Source organism: Streptomyces sp. ADI95-17, assembly GCF_003846175.1.
Classification (GTDB): domain Bacteria; phylum Actinomycetota; class Actinomycetes; order Streptomycetales; family Streptomycetaceae; genus Streptomyces; species Streptomyces sanglieri.
Genome location: NZ_ML123057.1, coordinates 72,413 through 94,265 on the forward strand (window position 1 = coordinate 72,413; position 21,853 = coordinate 94,265).

19 protein-coding genes and 8 pseudogenes are annotated in these 21,853 nt (G+C 68.6%); 16 read left to right on the forward strand and 11 right to left on the reverse strand.

The genetic code is table 11. The features are described from left to right. Positions 1-468, forward strand: a 468-nt coding sequence (locus EES42_RS43425; protein WP_164495590.1) for a GNAT family N-acetyltransferase, incomplete at its 5' end; no start/stop codon positions are given. Between the two features lie 452 nt (positions 469-920). Continuing rightward, positions 921-1,073 (forward strand): annotated as a pseudogene (locus EES42_RS47100) (transposase); the annotation flags it as partial. Between the two features lie 93 nt (positions 1,074-1,166). Here the strand turns inward: EES42_RS47100 and EES42_RS43435 are convergent. From EES42_RS43435 to EES42_RS43450, 4 genes are read right to left on the reverse strand one after another with little or no spacing between them, the layout of a single operon-like run. Next, complete coding sequence (locus EES42_RS43435) at positions 1,167-2,651, reverse strand: AMP-binding protein (RefSeq protein WP_124723700.1); 1,485 nt, start codon at positions 2,649-2,651, stop codon at positions 1,167-1,169. Continuing rightward, entirely contained in the window at positions 2,648-3,874 is a 1,227-nt protein-coding gene (locus EES42_RS43440) for a thiolase family protein (RefSeq protein ID WP_124723701.1), read from the reverse strand. The genes EES42_RS43435 and EES42_RS43440 overlap by 4 nt, the downstream gene beginning before the upstream one ends. Further along, the gene (locus tag EES42_RS43445; protein ID WP_124723702.1) at positions 3,871-4,803 is read right to left on the reverse strand and encodes a fumarylacetoacetate hydrolase family protein; all 933 of its coding nucleotides are present in this window, start codon (positions 4,801-4,803) and stop codon (positions 3,871-3,873) included. Before EES42_RS43445 ends, EES42_RS43440 begins: the two co-directional genes overlap by 4 nt. Positions 4,804-4,856: 53 nt before the next feature. Then, entirely contained in the window at positions 4,857-5,648 is a 792-nt protein-coding gene (locus EES42_RS43450) for a cyclase family protein (RefSeq protein WP_124723703.1), read from the reverse strand. Positions 5,649-5,789: 141 nt separating this feature from the next. Here EES42_RS43450 and EES42_RS43455 point away from each other — a divergent pair, with 141 nt between their 5' ends. Beyond that, positions 5,790-6,398, forward strand: a complete 609-nt coding sequence (locus tag EES42_RS43455; RefSeq protein ID WP_164495591.1) for a TetR/AcrR family transcriptional regulator — start codon at positions 5,790-5,792, stop codon at positions 6,396-6,398. 664 nt (positions 6,399-7,062) lie between these two features. Then, a pseudogene (locus EES42_RS43465) lies at positions 7,063-7,243 on the forward strand (IS6 family transposase); the annotation flags it as partial. Between the two features lie 314 nt (positions 7,244-7,557). On the opposite strand, the gene EES42_RS43470 reads toward EES42_RS43465, so the two are convergent. Continuing rightward, positions 7,558-8,220 carry a TetR/AcrR family transcriptional regulator gene (locus EES42_RS43470; protein ID WP_124723705.1) on the reverse strand — a complete coding sequence of 221 codons (663 nt, stop codon included), beginning with the start codon at positions 8,218-8,220 and terminating at the stop codon, positions 7,558-7,560. Positions 8,221-8,283: 63 nt separating this feature from the next. On the opposite strand from EES42_RS43470, the gene EES42_RS43475 reads away from it, so the two are divergent. Both EES42_RS43475 and EES42_RS43480 read left to right on the forward strand, forming a co-directional pair. Further along, positions 8,284-8,907: a class I SAM-dependent methyltransferase gene (locus tag EES42_RS43475; RefSeq protein WP_124723706.1), complete on the forward strand. Its 624-nt coding sequence runs from the start codon at positions 8,284-8,286 to the stop codon at positions 8,905-8,907. A 476-nt stretch (positions 8,908-9,383) separates the two neighbouring features. After that, a complete protein-coding gene (locus EES42_RS43480) occupies positions 9,384-10,016 on the forward strand; it encodes a DUF2461 family protein (RefSeq protein ID WP_241196982.1) in 633 nt (210 codons plus the stop codon). 366 nt (positions 10,017-10,382) lie between these two features. Here EES42_RS43480 and EES42_RS43490 read toward each other — a convergent pair whose 3' ends face one another. Further along, positions 10,383-10,949: a dihydrofolate reductase family protein gene (locus EES42_RS43490; RefSeq protein ID WP_124723707.1), complete on the reverse strand. Its 567-nt coding sequence runs from the start codon at positions 10,947-10,949 to the stop codon at positions 10,383-10,385. Between the two features lie 449 nt (positions 10,950-11,398). Here EES42_RS43490 and EES42_RS43495 point away from each other — a divergent pair. The 3 genes and pseudogenes from EES42_RS43495 to EES42_RS43505 form a co-directional block, all read left to right on the forward strand. Continuing rightward, positions 11,399-12,306 (forward strand): annotated as a pseudogene (locus EES42_RS43495) (IS256 family transposase); the annotation flags it as partial. A gap of 69 nt (positions 12,307-12,375) precedes the next feature. Continuing rightward, positions 12,376-12,936 carry a GNAT family N-acetyltransferase gene (locus tag EES42_RS43500; protein ID WP_124723708.1) on the forward strand — a complete coding sequence of 187 codons (561 nt, stop codon included), beginning with the start codon at positions 12,376-12,378 and terminating at the stop codon, positions 12,934-12,936. A gap of 38 nt (positions 12,937-12,974) precedes the next feature. Next, on the forward strand, positions 12,975-13,283 hold the full coding sequence (locus tag EES42_RS43505; protein WP_124723709.1) for a hypothetical protein: 309 nt from the start codon (positions 12,975-12,977) through the stop codon (positions 13,281-13,283). 10 nt (positions 13,284-13,293) lie between these two features. On the opposite strand, the gene EES42_RS47505 is transcribed toward EES42_RS43505, so the two are convergent. Together EES42_RS47505 and EES42_RS43515 are read right to left on the reverse strand one after the other, a co-directional pair. Then, entirely contained in the window at positions 13,294-14,280 is a 987-nt protein-coding gene (locus EES42_RS47505; RefSeq protein WP_164495592.1) for a transposase, read from the reverse strand. A gap of 369 nt (positions 14,281-14,649) precedes the next feature. Further along, positions 14,650-14,894 (reverse strand): annotated as a pseudogene (locus EES42_RS43515) (DUF6112 family protein). A 202-nt stretch (positions 14,895-15,096) separates the two neighbouring features. Here EES42_RS43515 and EES42_RS43520 point away from each other — a divergent pair. From EES42_RS43520 to EES42_RS43550, 6 genes and pseudogenes are all read left to right on the forward strand, one after another. Continuing rightward, positions 15,097-15,543, forward strand: a complete 447-nt coding sequence (locus tag EES42_RS43520) for a hypothetical protein (protein WP_124723711.1) — start codon at positions 15,097-15,099, stop codon at positions 15,541-15,543. A gap of 237 nt (positions 15,544-15,780) precedes the next feature. Then, a pseudogene (locus EES42_RS43530) lies at positions 15,781-16,538 on the forward strand (IS6 family transposase). Positions 16,539-17,066: 528 nt separating this feature from the next. Then, positions 17,067-18,032, forward strand: coding sequence for a serine protease (locus tag EES42_RS43535; protein WP_124723712.1), 966 nt, complete (start codon positions 17,067-17,069; stop codon positions 18,030-18,032). Between the two features lie 329 nt (positions 18,033-18,361). After that, positions 18,362-18,950, forward strand: a pseudogene (locus EES42_RS43540) (IS6 family transposase); the annotation flags it as partial. 418 nt (positions 18,951-19,368) lie between these two features. Continuing rightward, a complete protein-coding gene (locus tag EES42_RS43545; protein WP_124723713.1) occupies positions 19,369-19,695 on the forward strand; it encodes a hypothetical protein in 327 nt (108 codons plus the stop codon). A 13-nt stretch (positions 19,696-19,708) separates the two neighbouring features. Beyond that, positions 19,709-20,017 carry a hypothetical protein gene (locus EES42_RS43550; RefSeq protein ID WP_124723714.1) on the forward strand — a complete coding sequence of 103 codons (309 nt, stop codon included), beginning with the start codon at positions 19,709-19,711 and terminating at the stop codon, positions 20,015-20,017. A gap of 115 nt (positions 20,018-20,132) precedes the next feature. On the opposite strand, the gene EES42_RS43555 is transcribed toward EES42_RS43550, so the two are convergent. After that, the gene (locus EES42_RS43555; RefSeq protein ID WP_124723715.1) at positions 20,133-20,429 is read right to left on the reverse strand and encodes a hypothetical protein; all 297 of its coding nucleotides are present in this window, start codon (positions 20,427-20,429) and stop codon (positions 20,133-20,135) included. 307 nt (positions 20,430-20,736) lie between these two features. Here EES42_RS43555 and EES42_RS43560 point away from each other — a divergent pair, with 307 nt between their 5' ends. Then, on the forward strand, positions 20,737-20,940 hold the full coding sequence (locus EES42_RS43560; RefSeq protein WP_124723716.1) for a cold-shock protein: 204 nt from the start codon (positions 20,737-20,739) through the stop codon (positions 20,938-20,940). 141 nt (positions 20,941-21,081) lie between these two features. Here EES42_RS43560 and EES42_RS47795 read toward each other — a convergent pair. Together EES42_RS47795 and EES42_RS43565 are read right to left on the reverse strand one after the other, a co-directional pair. Next, positions 21,082-21,252, reverse strand: a pseudogene (locus EES42_RS47795) (helicase associated domain-containing protein); the annotation flags it as partial. A gap of 69 nt (positions 21,253-21,321) precedes the next feature. After that, a pseudogene (locus EES42_RS43565) lies at positions 21,322-21,438 on the reverse strand (IS5/IS1182 family transposase); the annotation flags it as partial. Positions 21,439-21,853 lie beyond the last annotated feature (415 nt).

The following is a 21,853-nucleotide window of genomic DNA, read 5'->3' on the forward strand; positions in this document are numbered from 1 at the left end:
CCCCAAACCCGAAACGCAAGCCCACCACACCCCGACGCCCCATCAGACACTCACACACCCAACAACGTGACAGCGCCGGGCCGTGCTGTGGCCGTCTGGGCCGTACCCGGCCAGAACCCTTCGCCCGCATTCGCCGAGCTGGGCCCGATACTCGGCGAACTCAGCGGTGATCGGGGGGCTGCCTCTGCTTCTGCTGAGCAGGCCGTCGCGCCCTACCGGGCGCAGGAGCCGGGATGGTTCCTGGAGACGGTGGGAACCGCCCCCGAGGCCCAGGGGCAGGGCCTTGGCAGCGCAGTGCTGCTTGCCGGCCTCGAAGAGGCCGAACACGCCGGATGCCCGGCGTTCCTGGAAACTTCCAGCGAACGGAACGTGGCTTTCTACGAGCGACTCGGATTCAAGGTCACAGCCGACGTCCAGCTCCCTGACAACGGCCCCCGCACCTGGTGCGTGCGCAAGGACCCGCGCTGAGAATCTGTGGTTTTGTTCACGGTTCGCGTCAGCGGTTGTTCACCGCTGCGGGAGGATCACGCACGGCGGTGATGTCGATGTTCACGGCTTTGAGCAGCAACCCACGCGCCTGGCACCCGGCAACGGTGCCGCCGCTACGGACCGACTGCCCCCGTAGCCAGCGCTTTTGCCCTGCCCCTTCGGAATCGACAGACGGCCGATCTCGCCTACGGCCCCTGAGCTGCTGCTCAAAGCCGTGAATATTTGACACGAGCCAGCCACCGCAGCGCCTCCCGAACTGCTGCCAAGCGCTGCTCACTGTCGGTTCTGGTCCACTTCTTGTGGTCACGTACGCAGCGTGAGTACCGATCTTCGTGTGATAACGGTTGAGGTCGCCCGAAAATCGCCCGGCCGGAAGGCGGTGTGGTCGACAGTGCTGCGCTGTGAACGAAGTACAGCCGCAGCCGGATGAGCTATTCAAACAGACTCTCGGCTGGGCCTGCCCAAAGATCTGCGCCCAGGAAGCGGCCGACCGGTGGACCTGGCTCGTCCTCGCCGCCTACACCCAACTCCGTCTCGCCCGCCCGTTGGCAGCCGATCTCCGAAGGCCATGGGAGAAACCGAGCGTGAGGCCGGCGCGGGAGCACGCGCCAGGGTGCGCTCGGCGCCGGCCGTGTGTCATCTGAGGAAGTGGGGCGGTTTGCGCGCCCGAGCCCCGTTCAGGGCTGGTTGCGGAGTGTCTTCTTGTCGATCTTGCCAAGGGCGGTGAGGGGCAGCGAATCGGCGAGATGGAGCAGTTTCGGGGTCCAGAGTGCGCCCTTGTGGGCGCGGACGTGGTCCGTCAGATCGGCTGGGGTGGCCTGCTGTCCCGGGCGCAGGACCACGGTGGCGGTGACGGCTTCGCCCCAGTGCGGGTCGGGGGTGCCGTAGACGGCGCTGGCGGCGACGGCCGGGTGTGTGGCGAGGGTGTCCTCGACCTCGCGCGGGTAGACGTTGAATCCGCCGGTGATGATGGTGTCCTTGATCCGGTCGATGATTGTGATCAGGCCGGTGTCGTCCTCGCGAGCGACATCGCCGGTGTGTAGCCAGCCTCCGTCAAGCGCGATTGCGGTCTGTTCGGGCTTGTTCCAGTAGCCGTCCATCACGAGCGGTCCTCGGACACACAGTTCGCCGGGCTCGCCTGCCGGTACGTGCCGGCCGTGCGGGTCGAGCAGGGCGATCTCCACGCCGGGCATCGGCCGGCCGCAGCTGCCCAGGACGTTCGGGTCGTCACGGTGCTGGGCCGGGTCCAGGACGGTCAGCGCGTTGGGGGCCTCGGCCTGACCGTAGTGCTGGCTGAGTACGGGGCCGAGGAGCCGTTGTGCCTGGGCGAGCCGGGCAGGGGCGGCGGGGGCGGCACCGTAGAGGACCCAGTTCAGCCCCGACAGGTCGGCTGCGGGGAGGCGGGGGTGGTCGAGCAGGGTGTACAGCATCGTGGGGACGACGAACGTGGCGCTCACGCCGTCGTGTTCGATCGCGTCGATGACGCGGTCCGCGTCGAAGGAGGGGTGGAGCTCGAAGCCGGCGCCGTGGAGCAGGCCGGGGGCGACGAGGAGCCCGGCGGCGTGCGACATGGGGGTGGTGATCAGGAAGCGGGTGTCCGGTGGCCAGGCCCAGGTGGAGCAGGCCCAGGCGTTGGCGAGCAGTGAGCGGTCGCGCAACATCACGCCTTTGGGTTCGCCGGTCGTGCCGCCGGTGTAGAAGAGGTAGAGCGCGGGGCCGCGCGGGTCGTTCGGGCCGGGGTGTGTGTCGGCGGCGATGCGGTCGAGTTCGGCGAGGGTGATCGCCTTGGTGCCGTCGGGGCGGGCGCGGGCGGCGAAGCGGGTGTCGTCCACGACCAGGTAGTCGGACGCGCTGTCGCACAGGACGGTCCGGTCGGTGTCTGCGGTGGCCAGCGGGTGCAGGGCGGTGTAGCGCAGTCCGGCCAGGCAGGCGGCGGCCATGACGGTGAACGCCTGCGGGTTCGGGCCGCACAGCAGGGCGAGCCCGTTGCCGGGCATGAGGCCCAGTCGGCCGAACGCGGCCGCAGTGCGTTCGATCCGTTCCGCGGTCTCACCGTAGGTCCAGGTGTGCTTTGTCCCGTCGTCGCCGGTAAAGCGGAAGGCGGTGCGCTCGGGCCGCCTGCGCAGCGCCGACAGGATCAGGTCCGCGTAGCCGGGTGTCATCGGTTCCTCCCCAGGATGGTCACGGCGGCCACCGCCTCCTCGATTCCGTAGAGGCCGCCGCCGTTCTCGGCGATGGCGATGCGCGCGTCGGGGACCTGGCGCTCGCCGGCCCGGCCGCGCAGCTGCGTGACCAGCTCGAAGACCTGCGCCAGTCCGGTGGCGGAAACCGGGTGGCCGCGCGATTCGAGTCCTCCGGACGGGTTCACCGGAACGGGGCCACCGAGCGCGCCGGCGCCCGAGGCCGACCACGGGCCGCCGTCGCCGATCGGGCAGAATCCCAGGTTCTCCACCTGCTGGATCTCGCCGAAGGCAGTGGCGTCATGGACCTCCGCCACGTCGACGTCCTGCGGGCCGATGCCGGCCTTCTCGTAGGCGGCGAGCGCGGCCCGGCGGCCGATGTGCCGCCCGGCGTCGTCCGGCGCCCGGTCGGTGCCCGACAACAGGACACTGCTCAGTACCGCCACGGCCGACTCGTCGCGGGTGTAGTCGGCACGCGTCACGATGACGGCGGCGGCCCCGTCGCTGACCGGTGAGCACATCGGCACCGTCAGTGGCCACGCAACCCGCCGCGCCGTCAGGATCTCCTGCGCGGTGAATGCTCGACGGAAGTGGGCCCGGGGGTTGTGGACGGAGTGGGCGTGGTTCTTCGCCGAGACCGCGGCCAGGTGGGCTTCGGTGGTACCGAAGCGCTGCATGTGGGCGCGGGCCAGGGAGGCATAGATCTCCATGAACACCGACCGGTCGCCGTCCACGGTCAATTCGGGCGGCAAGGGGTCGGTCAGGGCGGTGAGCGCGGCCAGGGTCTCCTCGCGGTGGGCGATGTCCATGGCCCCGTCGAACACCGCCATCCCCTGGGCGGGATCAGCGCAGACGAGTTTGTCCACGCCGACAGCCAGGGCGACGTCCGACAGACCCGCCCGTACGTGGGCGATCGCCAGCCACAGGGCCGTGGCGCCGCCCGCGCAGGCGTTCTCCACATTCACCACGGGTACCCCGGCGAACCCGTGCGGGCGCAGGGCGACTTGGCCGGGGATCATGTGCTGGCCGTCGATCGCCTTCTGGCTGACCGTGGCGTGGAAGACTGCGCCGACGTCGGCCGGGGTGAGTCCGGCGTCGCGCAGTGCCTCGTGTGTGGCCTGACCGGCGAGGTCGCCGGCACCGCGGTCGAGGTGGCGGCCGAAGGGGGTGGCGCCGACGCCGAGGATGAGTGCTTCGCGGTTCATGACACCACCCGGTTGCGCAGCACGCCCATGCCTGAGACTTCTAGTTCCACGATGTCGCCCGGTTCCAGGTAGCGGCCGTGCTCCAGCCCGCAGCCGGTTGGCACGGTTCCCGAGCACAGGACCTCTCCGGCGTGCAGCCGGGTCGACTGGGAGGCGAAGGCGATCATGTCGGCGAAGGTGTGGTGCATGTCGGCGGACGTGCCCCGGCTGACCTCCTCGCCGTTGATGCGGGCGGTCATCGTGAGCCGGTACGGGTCGCCGAGCTCATCGGCGGTGACGATCCACGGGCCCAGGACGTTCGAGTCGGTGAAGTCCTTGCTCTTGCTCAGGCCCAGCCCGGTGGCGATCTCCTCCAGCTGGGTGTCGCGGGCGCTGAGGTCGTTGAAGATCGTGTAGCCGAAGATGTACGACGGAGCGTCCGCTGCGGAGATGTCCGTGCCGTCGCGGCCCAGCACGCAGGCGAATTCCAGCTCGTAGTCCCGCACGGAGGAGTACGCGGGCCAGTGGATGTCGCTGTCGTGGCCGGTCACGGAGAGCCGGTTGGTCACGTAGTACAGCGGGCGTTCAAGCATGATGGCGGGCAGTTCGACCTGGTCGGCCGGGATGCCCTGGATCCGGGAGCGGGCGTTGCGGAAGTGATCCATGAAACTGCCGAAGTCCCGGATCTGTACGGGCCTGGGCAGCGGGGAGAGCCAGCGCACCTCGGATGCGGCGACGACCGCTTCGGGCGGGGCCTGTGCGGCAAGCCGCTCCAGGGTCTGCCGCACGGGTTCGCCGCCGTCGATGATCGTCTGCATGGTGGTCAGGGCGGGGGCGTGCTCGCCGGTCACCAGGCGGTGGGCGCGGTCGAGCAGCAGCAGGCGCTCGCCCTGATCGAGTACGAGCGCGGTCCGCTCGATGCGGTCGTGCTCCACGGTTGCGAGCTTCATGGTCGGTTCCTCTCCTCAGCAGGGTGCAGGGGTCGGTCTGCGGGGATCGGGGGTCAGACGAAGGCCACTACCCGGGCGGGGGCGGCGCTCGCGCGGGCGATCTTGATCGGGAAGAACGCCACCCGGAACCCCGACGGGGGCAGTGCGGCGAGGTTCGTCAGCTGCTGGACGATGAAGACCTCCCGCTCGCGGCCGGCCCGGTGGCCGTCCCACAGCACGGAGTTGTCGCCGCTGGCGCGGAACTTGCGCGCCATCACGGAAAAGCTCAGGTCCCAGCCCGCGGCGTCGGTGCCCAGGACCTTGGCCCCGAGGTCGGCCAGGAGCAGCGTCGACTCGCGGCTCATGCCCGGGTAGCGGAAGAACTCTGGGTCGGACAGCCCGTAGCGCTCCTGGCCGGTGCGCAGCAGGACCGCTCCGTCGGCCGGGACCGGGGCGCCGTTGTCGGCGAGGGCGGACTCCAGCGCCTCGACTGTGATCGGGGCGTCCGGTTCGCACCGGTCGCGCAGGTCCAGCACGAGCGCCTCGCACCACAGCTCGTCCAGGGCGATGTCGGTGATGGTGCGGGCGGGCCTGCCCTCGCAGGTCGAGCCGTAGTGCAGCGGGGCGTCGACGTGGGTGCCGAGGTGGGAGTTGAAGTCGGTGAGCAGTTCCGCGCCCCAGCCCTCGCCGTCGGGCAGGTCCTCGACGCTGCAGTGCATGGCGGCGGCGAACTGCACTCGGCCCTCGCCGGTCGGGTGCGCGTAGGCCACGGCCGGCGCGATCACCGGGGCGAGCGGGCGCAGCTGCTCGGGGAGCCGTTCGCGGTCGGCGGGGTCCAGCGTCCTGGTGAGGTCGATCAGTTCCATGACGAACCCTCCTTAGTTATTGGACGCTCAGCATAGAACTGGACAGATAACATAGGCAAGAGCTCGCCGGCCCCGGCGCCGCCCGGCCGGCGTGACAGAATCGGCCGTGTCAGGCCGCCGCAACGTTGGGAAGGACACCGCGTGGGTGCGACCCGCAAGCAGGAGATCTCCGCCGAGACCCAGCGCCGGCTGGTGGCCGCCGCGTGGGAACTCGCCGCCGAGGGCGGGTCCGCCGCGGCATCCGTCCAGGCCGTGGCGGAGCGCTCCGGCATCAGCCGGGGCTCCGTGGCCTGGCACTTCGGCTCGAAGGACGGGCTGCTGAAGGCGGTGATCGAGGAAGCGTTCCGATGGGGCACGGACTTCATGCGCGAACGCCTGGCCGTCGCCGGGCCGGACGCCGGAATCGAGGCCCTGATCGAGGCGAACTTCGCCCTGATGTCCCGGCCCGAGGCGCACATCTTCTCGACACTCCTGATCGAGGCGGTGAGCCGCGAGTCGGCCCTGCGCACGACGTACGCCGAGGAGTACGCCAAGATCCGCGGCCTGTACGCCGACCACCTGCGCTCGACCGGTGCGCACGTCACCGACCCGGAGGCCGTCGCGGCGGCGCTGCTCGGCAGCACCCTGGGAATCAATATCCAGCACCGCCTGGACCCGGCCCTGGACCGCCGACGGGCTGTGACCGCGATGACGGGCATCTACACCGACGCGCTGTCCGGAACCAGACCTGACACCCCGTCCGGCACCTGACCCACACCTGCCTCCGGGACGCGCCGGGCGAGATCGGGGACCAGGCCCGCGCGGCGAGCGCCCGAGGCTCCAGGCGCAACCGCGCGGCTGCATGGGCATCTCGCCCCCGGATACCGGTACGGCCGGGGCCTCGGCCGCCGCCGTGTCAGCCCGGCCCGGCTTCGGCCGGCCCCAGCGGCGACGCCGCCGTAGTGCACACCCCTGGCCGGCCAGGACCTTGCCCGCGGAGCCTGGCCGGTGACCACCGGCCAGGACTGGCAGCACTTCGCCACCACGCCTTCCCCGGTACCCCCCGCACACGCGCGAACGTCCCGAGCATGTTCACGCCCCCTTGCCCACCGACCTCTGGTGGCGCCTGCAGCAGCGACGAAGCTGCAAACAGGGCCGCAAGAGGCAGCTTGACGCGTTCGCGGTGCGCACTTCCAGATCCCAGGCCGCGCGCGGCCGGTGAAACGGACGCAGGACGATAGGCGGGCCCTCAACCTGGCAGCCGCACGGCAGTTCCACACTCGTGAGAGACATCTTCGGGTGCCCCGGAAGCACGTTGAGGAGCTAGAGGCGGTGGAGGTCCCGACAGGCCGTCAGGAGGCACTGTCAAGTTGAGTGAGTGGTCTCCGGGCCGGAATGGTAGCCGGGTTTGTTGATCGTTCGGGAGGAGCTGGTGGTGGAGGACGCCGGGGAAGGGCCGTCGTACAAAGGGTTCCGGTTTCCGCCGGAGGCCATCTCCCACGCAGTATGGCCGTACCACCGCTTCCCGCTCTCCTCCCGCGAAGTCGAGGAGCCTCCTGGCACGCGGGATCACCGTCTCCCAGGAGGCGATCCGCCGGTGGTGCGACCGGTTCGGGGCGCCTTGTCAGCGTGGCGAGGAGTGATCGCTCGATCGTGTGACGAGTGCATGGCCTGACGATCGGCTGAGCATGCTTCCGCGGGATGGACCGGCCGGGCTGCCGGCTGGTTCGCCTCAACAGTCCGAGGTCCCTGCGTGCGAAGCCCTCGGTCGCTTGACGGCCGAGGGCTGTCCGCTGCCGTCGGCGGTCGCTGGGCAGGCGCCATCTTCTTCGTTGGGACACCGGGCTCGGCATGTTCCGGGGTGCTCGAAGGTGCTCCCCGGCCGGCGGCCTACGGCCGCTGCGCCGGCAGCCGCCGAAGGGTCGGCGGGCTACTCGTGGTCAGTGCAGAGGTGGGCAATCAGGGCCGCGCAGGTCCACTCTTCCCAGGCGCCGGGGGACCAGCCCCGGTCGCGGACAAAGATCAGGTACAGCTCCGGGCTGAGAAGCCCGTACAGCAGGTCGGCGGCGCGGGCGGTGTCGACGTCGGGGCGGGCGTCGGGCTTGGAGGTCAGTGCCTTCGCTGCGGCGTGCTGGACGGTGTAGCGCGGGTCGGGGCCGGCGGGCCGCTGCGCGGCGATCTCCGGGTCCGTGGCTGCGGCAGCCGCGATCAACGGCATGATCGGGGCGACACGGCCGAGGATGTCGCGAACACCCCGTACGTGGGCGCGCAGTTGCCCGGCCGCGGTGGGCTCGGCGCACGCGGCGCGGAACCAGTCGCGGTCCATCGTGGCGACCGGTTCGACGTCGCCCGCGATGGACATGTCGACGACGTCCTTGAACAGCGCGCGCTTGTTGCGGAACACGAAGTACACGGTCTGGACGGCCACACCCGCGCGATCCGCAATCTCCTGAAGGCTTGTCGCGCCGTACCCCTGTGCGACGAACAGCTCCCGCGCCGCCGCAACGATCTTCTCGCGGGTACGCCGCGAGCGCTCGGCCCGCTTGTCGGGGCGCTTGACGTTCTGTCCGTCGGATCCCTTGACCGCATCCATGCCGGGAGTCTATCTCTAGAGTCAGACATTAGAGATGAACTCTAGTTTCTTGGAGGGGTGGCGATGAGTGAAACTCGGACGGCTGCGGAGCTCGACCAAGAGGCGTCTGTGCGCCGCGTGTTGGAGGACTTCTACCGGGACGGCAAGCCGCCGTGGGACAGCGGCATCACACCGCCCGAGCTCGTGGCCCTGATAGAGGGACCCGGCGCGCTGATGCCAGGCCGGGCGCTCGAACTCGGCTGCGGCACCGGGACCAACGCGGTGTACCTGGCCCGGCACAGCTGGCGGGTGACGGCCGTCGACCTGGTCGACCGCGCGGTCCGGCAGGCGAGGGAGAAGGCCGCCGCGGCCGGAGCGGACGTCACGGTGCTGTGCAGTGACGCCACCCGACTCGACGAGGTGGGCGTGCCCGGCCCGTACGACCTGTTCTTCGACCTGAGCTGCTACTGCGGGATTCCACCGCACCGCCGCGACGCCTACGCCGCCGGCCTCACCAAGCGTGCCGCCCCCGGTGCACGATTGCTGATGTTCGGGTACGGGCCCGGGGCGTTTGACGACTCATGGTCCGGCGTCACTGCGGACGAACTCAGCGCCAGGTTCGCTGGGTGGCAGCTGGCCGACGTGACGCCCGGCACGAACCCGGTCCCGACTTTCTGGTTCACGCTGCGCCGAGCCGCCGCGGCATGAGCTCAGTCGCACCGGGCAGCTTCGGGCCGCGGATGTCGCGCGCGGCCGTTCTCATAAACGAGGAGATGTGAGAGGCGTACTGGGAGGTGGGCCCCCGAGCAGTTCGCCCAGGTCAGCTCTGGCAGAACCTCTCTCACAACCGTCCTGCGAGCCCCTTGCCCACCGGCGGGCGCCAACAAGGCGCCCGCCCGTCCGCATTCCTGGCAGGGGAAGCAGCCGGGCGGGCTCCGTGGAGCACACGCTACCGGCCGCCGCGGACCCCCATCTGCACCTGACCGCCCAACACATGTACGACTTGCCGCCCGATCTGCCGCGTGATCAGATCACGCACGCTCTGGCGCGGGAGCGCCCGCTACGCACGGCAGATCTACCTGGCCGGCGAGCCCCGCCGCAGCACCTCCCGCCTTGCCTGGGGCTACGCGTCCCTGCCCGTCTCACTCTCCGCACGCGGATCACGGGTGAGCTATCCTCCGCGCATGCGTGGACAGTTCACCGGCTGGCCGGAGCAGGCCATGGACGTGTTGTGGCAGCTCCAGGGCGAACCGACCCGCGTGACCCGCGAGCGCTACCGCGCGGACCGTGAACGCCTGGTCCGGCAGCCGATGATCGCCCTGCTCAACGAGGTCGCGGACACCGACCCCCGGTACGAGGACTTCTCCGTCTGGCACTACCGCACCGACTCCTGGTGGTGGCAGCACCAGTGCGCGGTGATCCGACTCGGCCGCAAGATCGAGATCGGTCTCCGGTTCTCCCTCGACGGCCTGCGGATCCAGGGCGCCTGGTGGTATCCCGATCCCGGCCAGGTGGACATGTTCCGCAAAGCCGTGGCCTCCGAGAGGAGCGGCCGCGAACTGCCCGCCATCCTCGACGACGTGCGGAAGAAGGGCTACGACATCACCGGGGACGTGATGAAACGCCCGCCGCGCGGCTATCCGACGGACCACCCCCGTACGAACCTGCTGCGCCACCGTTCGCTGATCGCAGCCCGCCCCCTCGGCTGCGAGGAGTGGCTGCACACCCCCGAGGCGGTCGACCGGGTCCTCTCGGCCGCCGCAGACCTGGACGCCCTGCTGATGTGGCTGGTCCGCCACGTGAAGCGCGCCGCCTGACATCACCTCGGCCACTGGCGGCTGCGACGCGGGCAGCGATGGTCGACCCTGTGACTCTCTACCTCAGAGTTGGGCGCGTGCTGAGCGGCTCGATGCCGCGCGGACGGTCGACGCCCTTCATGCCCAGACCGGTGTGCGCCAGCCAGACGATCACCGTTTCGTCCCACCACATAGCCGGGCGGCGGGCATGCAGGCAGGACCACTCACCGATACCGAAGCGCTACGTCTCGACGCTGTCCTCAAAACGCTGCCCGAGGACATCCTGCGGCCCGCATGGGCTCACATGAGCCTTCGCATGGTCGATTGGAGATCGCTGTGACGGTGAGAGGAAACACCCATCCAAGCCGTGAGACAGCGGGAAGCTGCTCAGCGCCTCGTCTCGTACCTGGTCAGGACCACGCCGCCGGGAATCGTCCGCGTCTCCACCAGGTTCAGGTTCACCCAGCTGTCCAGCGCGGTGAAGAACGGCGTGCCGCTGCCCACCAGGACCGGATGGGCGGCGATCGCGTACTCGTCGATCAGCCCGGCACGCATGGCCGCCCCGGCGAGCGTTGCGCCGCCGATGTTCATTGGGCCGCCGTCCTCGGCCTTGAGCCGGGTGATCTCGGCGATCGCGTCGCCGGTGACCAGGCGGGTGTTCCAGTCGACCTTGTCGATCGTCGAGGAGAACACCACCTTCGGTGTGTCCCGCCAGTTCCGCGCGAACTCGATCTCCGCCGGGGTGGCGTTGGGCTTCTGGTCGCCGGTCGACCAGTAGGAGCTCATCGTCTCCCATAGCTTGCGCCCGTACAGCGACAGGCCACTCGCCTGCTCGTGGTCGAGCCACCACTGGAACAGCTCGTCGCTCGGCGGTCCGCTCCAGCCGATGTCGTCGCCGGCCGCGGCGATGTAGCCGTCCAGGGTCAGGTTCATGCCGTAGAGCAGTTTCCGCATGGCCCAGCCTTCCGTCCGTGGGTGTCCGGCATAGAGACCAGCGCGGCGCGGGAAACTCATCGGTGCGCGATCTGAGCCCGCCGGTAGCCCTCGTGCTCGGGCTTAGCGTGATGTACTCGACCGACACGGGCAAGCCGCCAGATCTCGCCCTCGCCCTCGCCCTCGCCCTCGCAAGGAAATGCCACGGATTTGAGAGTGGTCACGGGTGACAAGGCCGTGAGACAGCCGAGAACGCCCAGGTCACGCAAGATTGACGTGTCACGAGCGGCAAGACCCCACAAGTGGGACGGGAAGCGGAGCAGCGCGCCGGGAAGGAAGGCGCGCTGACCCCGCGCGGAGACAGGGGCACGGCCGGGCCACCTCCCGTACTCCGATCCTTGTGCGAGGCGGGAGTCATCGCATCACAGAAGACACCGACGGCGCCGCAGCCGACCCGGCCACGCCGACCAGCCCGTAAAACCCCGAAGATCAGCGAGGTGCTGCCACTGCTCTACCTGCACGGCTTGTCGTCCGGTGACTTCGTGCCCGCCTTGGAGCAGTTCCTCGGCTCCTCCGCCGGCCTGTCGCCCGCCACGATCACGCGGCTGACCGCACAGTGGCAGGCCGATCACATACGTCTGGGCCGACGGTGTTCATCTGCGCATACGCCTGGAGGAGGCGAAGGCCGCTGTCCTGGTCGTGGTCGGCGTGCGGGCCGACGGCACCAAAGAACTGATCGCGATGACCGACGGCTACCGCGAGTCGTCCGAGGCATGGGCGGGACTACTGCGGGACTGTGCCCGCCGGGGCATGCGGGCCCCCTCTTGGCCGTCGGCGACGGGGCGCTCGGCTTCTGGAACGCGTTGAACGAGGTGTTCCCCGAGACCCGCCACCAGCGGTGCTGGGTGCACAAGACGGCGAACGTCCTCGATGCGCTGCCGAAGTCGGCCCAACCCGCGGCCAAGCGCGCGATCCAGGAGATCTACAACGCCGAGGACAAGGAGCGTGCGGCCAAGGCCGTCGCCGCGTTCGCCAAGCAGTACGGGGCGAAATACCCCAAGGTCGTCAATCGGATCACCGATGACGAGGAAGAACTGCTGGCGTTCTTCGACTTCCCCGCCGAGCACTGGATCCACCTGCGGACCACGAACCCGATCGAGTCGACCTTCGCCACTGTGCGCCTGCGGACCAAGGTCACCAAGGGCGCCGGCAGCCGGGCCGCCGCCCTGGCCATGGTCTTCAAGCTCGTCGAGTCAGCCCAGCAACGCTGGCGGGCCGTGAACGCACCCCACCTCGTCGCTCGTCGCACTGGTCCGGGCCGGCCCCCGCTTCGAGCGGGGGCGTCCTGGTCGAGCGATCCGAGGCCCGCGCGGCATGAACACCACCGCCTGCCGCCGGTCAGAAAATTCAGTGGCAGGCCCGGCCCGCCCGTGGTGAAGATCGCGGCATGCCCAACTTCCTGGAGACCGACCGGCTCGTCCTGCGCGCGTTCACGGCGACCGACATCGACCACCTGCTCGCCCTGGACAACGACCCCGAGGTCATGCGCTTCATCAACGGTGGCCGCCCCACAAGTCGGGAGTCGATCGAGACAAGGACGCTCCCGCGGCTCCTGCACGACTACCCATGCTGGAAGACCCGCGGTTACTGGGCCGCGCAGGACAAGCCCACCGGCACCTTCCTGGGCTGGTTCGAGTTCCGGCCGTTGGAGGAGCACAGCACCGCCGGGGTCGAACTCGGTTACCGGTTGAACCAGGCGGCATGGGGGCGCGGCTATGCCACCGAGGGATCCCGGGCCCTGGTCCACAAGGGGTTCGCGGAACTGGGGGTCGAGCGGGTCACCGCAAACACCATGGCCGTCAACACCCGCTCACGTCGCGTCATGGAGAAGTCGGGCCTGTCCTTCGTCCGGAACTTCACCGGGGACTGGCCGGAGGCGATCGAGGGCTCCGAGCACGGTGAAGTCGAGTACGAACTCACCCGGACCGAGTGGGAGCAGCCTCGATAGACATCAGTGGCCCAATCCACAACTCTTGACCATTACTCGTGTTCACCACCCTCAGCAGCGAACTTTCCTGGATCTCCGACGCTGTCCCCAACGCCGACATCACGCCCATCCGCTTGATCGCTGACCTCCCCACCCTCAAGGCCAGGATCTACCGCAGAGATATCGACTCAGGCGCCGGCGATCAGCTCCGCCGGACAATCCAGCAGCTTGACCAGATGAGGCAGTCGGACCAGGCCGACACAGAAGTCATCGACACGAGTGACCAGCACGTCAGCGGCACCTGTCGGTGTACTCGCCAAAGTGCTCAGGTGTGTACGGGTGAACGGGCTCTGTCGCTGATCTTGTGACGCGGGCCGGTCAGGTCCGTAGGAGGATTCGGGTGCGGAGGAGGTCGAGTTCGGCTCGGCCGTACCCGGCGCGCTTGAGGAGTTTGACTCTCGTGACCTGGCCTTCCACCTCGCCAGAGCTCCAGGGGCTCGACAGGCCGGTGGTGACGGCGTCGAGGTCGTGCAGGAGCCCGTTGGCGAACTGGCCCAGATGCGGCAGAGCTTCCTGATCGACACGCGCAATCCACGCGGGAAGGCCTTCGCCATGGTGCTCGTGCATGAGGCCGGCGAATGTGCGGACGTGATCAACGGTGGCATCGTGCTCGGGGCAGGCCGCGCGGATCTCCTTGGTGCCGACGGCTTCGTCGGGCCGCAGGCGCTCAGGATGGGTCAGGATCCAGCGCGGGGCTCGGCGGGGCTTGGGAAGAGCAGGGAGCGGAGGAGTGGTCACCATGCCCTCTCGCAGGAGACGGACGTAGCGGCTGACCGTCGTCCGTTCGCCCGGGAAGCCCTGGTCACGGACTTCACGGAAGAGCTGCCTGGCGTTGTGACAGCCCTCGGTGAAGCGCTGGTAGATGTAGGGCTTGTAGTCATCCAGTTTCGTCCGGCGTTGGGTGACCTTGACCAGCAACTCGTCGACGTTCGCTGTGCGTGCGTAGCGGCGGACTGAGTAGTAGTCGAGGTCCAGGTCGCGGCTGATGCCACGCAAGGAGCGGCCTGTGGCGCGGAGTTCTTGGACGGCACGGTGCCGCTCGCGGATCGTGGCGACGATGCGTCGGGGCCGACCATGGACGTCGAGGAAGCCGTCCGGCACCGGAGGCGGTTCCGGCTCGTTGGCGACGGTGGCGGATTCGTGGGCGGAGCGGAGGCAGCCGTAGTGGGCGGCGACCGTCTTCTCGACGGCCTTCGCCAGGTTGCTCCACAAGTGCCACACATCAGCGACCTGAACCGCCTGCGGAGCGGCCTGCTTGGCGGCCTCCGCATAGGCTGTGGCGCGGTCCCGGCACACGATCTCCACCTCGGGATGGTCGGCGAGCCACTGGCTCGGCCTCCCGGCCGGGCAGGACGTCGATGGGCCGTTGGACCTTGAGATCGACCAGGATTGTGGCGTAGGTATGCCCCTTGAGCAGGGCGAATTCATCGACTCCGAGGACGCGGACCGGTCCTGGTGCTTGAAACGGCGCGGTCCGAAGAAGCCGTAGGAGGGTGTCGAGCCCTGACTCACACCATCCGTGAGCTGCTGGAACGACCCCTGCCACCCCGCAGGCAACGTTCCAACCCCCGTGTCATCAAACGCAAGATGGCCAACTGGCACCTCAAACACACCCACCACCGCAACCCACCCCGACCACCCGCAACAGCAATAGTTCACGGCCTGGCCGACGGTTCAGAAGAAGTTGATCAGCGTGACCGCCGCTCCGCACAGGATCGCGGCACCGCACGAGACCAGCACCCCGGTCTTGCCACGGGACGCGAGATGAGGGTTGCTGCTGTTGGCTCCGAAACCCCAGACGATCGCCGAGATGATGAGCGCGAGCACGCCCCGGAACAGGCCGACGGTCATCACCGCGCCCACGATGTCGCGCAACTGCGCGATCCCGGAAGCCCGCTATTGATGGGGTCAATATCGATCGCGGCTTGGTCCTCCTGTCGGCGTGCGGACGTGGCTCGTCCGACAGACAGGTGCACCGACCGAGCCCGTCCGCGACCGCAGACGGCGACCCCATCGGGACGGGGCGATGCGACGGAGGTCGGGAATGGCCGCGACGTACAATCGCAGTGAAGGCGAAGCGCCAGGCCGAGTTTCCGGCACCGGTGTGAGGGAGGGGTCAGGATGTTCGGTTCGAAGAAGAAGCGCATCGATTTGAACGATCTGATGGCGCAGCTCAGGCCCGACCTGAGTCGGGAATCGCTCGGCGTCGGGCCCGACTTCCCGGGCGTCGCCCCGAACCCGCACCTGAGCAGTGATGCACGGAAGCGCAATGCGGAACTGCGTACGGGGGCGCTCGCGCTCGGCGTTCTCGTCGACTGGCGGGAGGTCAACGGCAATCCACGCGTGGTCCTGATGTTCGACGTGGAGACCGCCGACGGCATCTCGTTCCGCGGTATCGCAGACGAAGACCTCACGATCACCGAACTCACCCGACTCGCCCCAGGACAGACGTTGCCCGTGCGCTACCGGCCGGCCGTCATGGACCACTACGTCGCCCTTGCCCGGGACGCGGACCCCGCCCACGTGCAGCAGCTCTCTGACGAGATCGCGAGCCGCAAGCGGACCTGACCCGAAGCCATTGGCCGGATCCGGCACCGATGGGCCTGGGCCCGGCGGTTGGGCCGATGAGACCTATCTGAAGCTCGCACTGCACGCTCTGGACGAGGTCGCGCAGACCGGCGGCGAGATCGGCCTGCTGCGCGACCTGTACCTGCAGCCAGGGCCCATCTGCGCAGGCGCGACAGGCTTGGGGGCCTTTCCGGGCAGGGCTTTGCAGGGCACTGTCACGTTGGCTGACCGGGTGGGATGATCTCCGTGTTGATCGCACTGGGGAGGGGAGCGCTGGTGTCGTCTGTGCTGCCGTCGTACAGGGGTCACCGGTACCCGGTCGAGGTGATCTCGCACTGCGTGTGGCTGTACATCCGCTTCCCTCTCTCCTACCGCGAGGTCGAAGAGCTGATGCTCCAGCGCGGCGTCATCGTCTCCCACGAGACGGTGCGGCGGTGGTGTCTGAAGTTCGGACAGGCCTACGCCGCCGGACTGCGCCGCCGACAGCCACGGCCCGGCGACAAGTGGCATCTGGATGAAGTCTTCATCAAGATCAACGGGGTGCAGAAGTACCTGTGGCGGGCTGTCGACCAGGACGGCAACGTCCTCGATATCCTCGTCCGGAACCGCCGCGACAAGGCCGCGGCCATGCGGTTCTTCCGCCGTCTGATGAAGAAAACCCGGGCGGTGCCGAGGGTGATCGTCACCGACAAGCTGCGTTCCTACGGCGCGGCCCACCGCGAAATCATGCCCTCGGTGGAGCACCGCTCCCACAAGGGACTGAACAACCGGGCCGAGAACTCCCACCAGCCGACGAGGCAACGCGAACGCGCGATGAAGGGCTTCCGCTCCGTCGGCGGAGCGCAGCGGTTCCTGGCCGCGTTCAGCGGCATCTCCCCCACTTCCGCACCCGGCGACATCTTCGTACCGCCGCCGAACACCGCTTCGAAATGACCATCCGCTTCACCCTCTGGGAACACGTCACCGAGAACATCGGCCTGACTACCGCGGCTTAAACGGGCACCGAAACCACACCTCAGCACGCCCCGAAGCTCCATCGACCGGTCACCGTGCCATCTAGGTGACAACACCCAAACGACTCCTCCGACTCACCACATAGGACACGGTCTTATACGACGGCGGCGCGCTCACCACGGACGATCCTCCTCCAGCATGATCAACGTCGAGGATCCTCCTACGCCGCCCGCCAACGTGACAGTGCCCCCGGACGTGCTCCCCGGCTCACGGACGCTGAGCCAGTTCGAGTTTCCTCCGACGTGGGAGTGCGCTATTCCTCGCAGGGCCGGGCGCTGGGCGCGGGCGATCCGCGCCACGATCTCTCCCGCATCGACGGGGGCGGGATGCAGGATGCCGCGCTCCGCGGCGACGCTCGCCCGCACGAGGCGGGCGCCGGGACCCGCGTTTCCCCAGTACAGAGAGGGGGCTAGCCACACCATCGACTGACCTGTTGCCCGGATGGTGCGGCAGGTTTCAGACAACGAGGCTGAATGCATACGGATCCACCAAGCAAAAGGGAACCCTCTGTGTTCAGCTTCAAGCCGCCGCGCCGCCGTACCGCCCGCACCGCCGCCGTCGGCGCTCTCGCCGCCGCCGCCTGCGTCACTGTCATGGCCGGCAGCGCCTCAGCCATCGTCAACGGGTCCGACTCCACCGAGAGCTACCCGTTCATGGCGACCATCCCGGAGTCGGCCCCGGACCAGGGCCTGATCGACGGGAACTGCGGGGCGTCGCTGATCGATCAGCAGTGGGTGCTGACGGCAGCTCACTGCCTGAAGGTCGAGGGCCTCAAGCTGGACGGCATCGTGCGGGTCGGCAGCGACCACCGCAAGTCCGGCGGCACCGTCCGGAAGATCGACCGGACCTTCGTCCACCCCGGCTATGTGAACGGCGACAACAAGGCCGCCAACAAGAACGACATCGCGCTGGTACGCCTGGACCGCCCGGTCGCCCAGCAACCCATCAAGATCGCCAAGCAGGCAGGGAAGCCCGGCACGCCGACCCGGCTCCTGGGCTTCGGCACCACCGTCGACACCAAGTTCAAGTTCCCGGCCCGGCTGCAGGAACTGAACACCCGCAGGGGCGCCGAGTCCGAGTGCGCGCCCGGATACGCGGACCGGACCCGGCTGTGCACGATCACCACCGTGCCCAAGGCCATGGCGTGCTTCGGGGACTCCGGCGGACCACAGGTCCAAAAAGGCCGGGACGGCCGCTGGGAACTGATCGGCGTCACCTCGGGGCCCGGCGCCCCGAACGTGCCGTGCTCGCAGGGCCCCGGCCTCTACACCAGCGCGCCCGCCTACGCGGGCTGGATCGACAAGACCATGAAGACCCACAGCGCTCCGTCGACAGCGGCCAAGAGCTCCGACCTCGCCGAGACCGGCATGAACGACAACACCACAGCGATCGTCGGCGCCGCCGCCGCACTGATCGTCGCCGGCGGCGGCACCGCCGTCACGGTACGCCGCCGCAAGACCCGCCACGCCGCCTGAGCGAAACCGCCGCAACCCAAAGCTGGGGACCGCCGCTCTTCGCCGCGTCCTGCCCGCCCTCCTCCGCTCCGAACCCGCAACGACACCACGACGCCCTGGCCCGCCGTGGGCATGCCCACGGGAAAGCTGAGGCACGAGCTATGCACCTGGTCCGACCGGCCGTCGCAGACCGGGGAGTTCGCACCATCGGCCGTTGCTCGTGCTTCCGCTTTCAGTACCCCGTCGTCCATGTCGACGGACGACAGGAACACCCCCGGCTGGCCGGGGAACGGCGCTGTCACGTTGGCTGACAGGGTGGGAGGATCCTCGGGCTGATCACGGTGGAGGGCATGTCGCCGTCGTGCAAGGGGCACCGGTATCCGGTCGAGGTGATCTCGCACGGCGTGTGGCTGTACTTTCCGGTTCCCGCTCAGTTTCCGTGAAGTCGAGGAGCTGATGCTGGAACGCGGCGTGATCGTCTCGCACGAGACGGTCCGCCGCTGGTGCCTGAAGTTCGGTCAGCAGTACGCCAACGGACTGCGCCGCCGGCGGCCCCAGCCCGGCGACAAGTGGCACCTGGACGAGGTCTTCATCAAGATCAACGGTGAGCAGAAGTACCTGTGGCGAGCTGTCGACCAGGACAGCAACGTGCTGGACATCCTGGTGCAGAGCCGCCGGGACACGGCTGCGGCCAGGCGCTTCTTCCGCACGCTGCTGACCAAGACGGGCGGGGTGCCGCGGGTGATCGTCACGGACAAGCTCCGCTCCTACGGCGCGGCCCACCGCGAGGTCATGCCCTCCGTCGAGCACCGTTCCCACAAGGGCCTGAACAACCGGGCCGAGAACAGTCATCAGCCCACCCGGCAACGCGAACGGGCGATGAAAGGCTTCCGCAGCGTGGGCGCCGCGCAGCGTTTCCTGTCCGCGTTCAGCAGCATCTCACCCACTTCCGGCCCCGCCGCCACCTGATGACCGGCACCCAACACCGCACCGAAATGACCGTCCGCTTCACCATCTGGGAGCAGATCACCGGCGTCACCGGCCGGCCTGCCGCCGCCTGAGCCCAGGGCCGGCACCTGGCCCCACCACACCTCGACACACCGTCAGACACCCACACACCCAACAACGTGACAACGCCCCTCTGCCGCCTGCTGAAGGTGGCCCGTTCCTCGTTCTATGCCCGGCTCGCCGCGGCGAAGGCCCGGGCCGCGCGCAAGGCCGCTGGCCAGGACCTGGTCCATGAGATCACCGTCATCCACGTGGCCTCCCGCCATACCTACGGCGTGCCGCGCACCCATGCCGAACTGCCATGGACCGTCGGCGATCACCGGAGGCTGAGGGCGGTATCTTCTGCGGCATGGATCCGCTCACGTTCGATGACGAGGACTTGCACCTGCGCGTGGACCGCAGGATGTTCGAACGGTTCAACCTGAACAGCCCTACACACACCTTCCGGGTTCCGTTGCGCCGGCTCGGGGCATTGGTGCACGACAAAAAGCCTCACAGGCTGGGCCAGTTCTTCTTCGGCATCGTGCGTGATCCGAGCTCCGCGCTCTACGGCACCGCTCCGTTCGACTTCAGGTTCGCTGGCTCGGAGGCCGTCCAGGTGCCGCCCGGCGACGAGCCTTTGTTCCGCGCCTGCTTCAGCCAGGTGGCCGTGCTCGCCGACCGACGGGTGGTCTGAGATGGGGTCAAAGGTGTTCGAACACGACGACGTACATATGCGGGTCGATCACGGGATCTTCGAGCTGTTCCGGCGGAATCGCATCATCGGTTCCTACCGGTCCCCACTGAGCTGGGTGAAGGTTCGCGCGGAGGCGCGCAAGGGCGGGCTGACCCGGCTGCACTTCGGCAACGTCGAGCAGCTCGACGAACCGATCTACGCGAGCACAACGAGCTCCAGGCATCTGCTCGCCACCGTCGAAATCCCCAGCACCGACGAGCCCCTCTACCGCGCCTTCTTCACCGAACTCGCCCACCTGTCCGACCGCCCGATCGCCCCGTAGCGCGTGGGCAGACCTCCGCCTGAGATCCTCTGTGCGGCCCGTGCATTGCGGGCCCCGTGGGTCACTCACCTGTCCCGCCCTCCGTGAAGGGTCCGAGATGGGGGGACCTCCTTCCCTATTGCTCTGGCACCGAGTCGATAGCGGCCTGCACCGTCTCAAGCAGCCGGGCCAGGCCTGTCGGGCCGTCCCACTCCGCAGCGGAGTGATGCCCTATACGGCGGATCCCCCGCTCTTCCGGCTGGCCGTGGCAGATCTCGACGCTTCTCCTCCCCTTGCGGTCCGGGCCCGTGACACGGAAGTGCATGTGACACACGTGGAAGCTGTAGGTGACGCTGCCGCCGAAGATCTCCAGCACCCGGCCGTCGAAGGAGTAGAACCGGCTGCCGGCCCTGGCCGTGATCTCGTCGCTCATACGGTGACGCCAACAAGTCCCCCAGCGAGCGAACGTAGATCATGGATGACCGGTTGAGAGAGTCCTGCGAGCCCTCGCCCGCGCGATGGCTGATGTAGCGCACTCGGCAACACGGGCCGTAGCGAAACCCGCCTTTCGTTCCGTCGCTCTCTGGTGGGAGCCGGTTTCGCAATGTAGCGTCACTGTCAGAAGTCGTGGTTCGCAGTACCTGCCCGCGCTCCGGTGCGGGCGTTTTGCTGTACAGCGCGGACCAGGGCACCTCCGGGACCGCGCGGTGCGGACCGGATATCAAAGGAAAGGCACCAGCATGGCCAGCGGAACCGTCAAGTGGTTCAACGCCGAAAAGGGCTTCGGGTTCATCCAGCAGGACGGCGGCGGGCCGGACGTCTTCGCGCACTACTCCAACATCAACGCCACCGGCTTCCGCGAGCTCCAGGAAGGCCAGGCCGTCACCTTCGACATCACCCAGGGCCAGAAGGGCCCCCAGGCGGAGAACATCACACCGTCCTGATTCCGTAGCGAGATCACCCAGGGCCCTCGGAGCCCGTCCCGAGGGCCCTGGCGTATCAACGGCCCGTTGAAGGCTGCCCACCGCGTCCTCGGTGTACGCATCCGCACTGCCCTCGACAGCCAGGCCGGCCTCACGGCGTTCCGCGTTCGTGTCCGCAGCCCGGGCAGCGAACCGCTGATTCTTGGTCCAGGTCCCGACCGGGTATCCGTCCCAGACCGCAGTCGCGGATGGCAGCAGATGACCATGCACCGTGGCCCAGGCGCGGGCGACTGCGAGGCATTCCTCGAACGCGACATCCTGGTGCGACCGCACCGTGCCCAGCCCGCCGAGTTGCTCACTCCGGGCCGTCCCGCCACCCCGCAACCCGACCCAGAAGTCATCTCAATTGGTGAGCCTGCGGCAGCAGATGAGGGTGCAGGCGATGCTGGTGAAGGCGAGAAAGTGCTCGGCCTTGCGTTCATAGCGGCGGTGGAGTCGGCGGCAGCCGGCGAGCCAGGCCCCCGGACGGCCGGTTCCAAGGCGCACCCAGCCACCAGGTCCGCGCTGCTGGTGAGGATGTGGCGTACGAAGGGCAGGACCAGACAGGAAGTTCCCAGCCCGGCGACGGCGCATGCGGTGAAGGTGGCACGGACGATGCCGCGGCGGTCGGGTGTTGTGATGGCGCGGGTCACGATGTGGTGCCTTCTTCGGGCGAACCCCGTGCCACAGCACGGGGTTCGGGACTGGGTCGTGGGGTCGCCGCGGAGGAAAGCAGACTCTGCTGACCGCAGGACACGCATGTCCTGCGCCGTCTGACACTCAGCAGTCGCATCGGGTCCGGAAGGCCGGCGCGCATGCTGGGCCTGCCCGGAATCATCGAGCAAGCCGGCTCCCGCTCGGATCCTTCGGCACATCGCTGCTGAGGAGCGGCCGG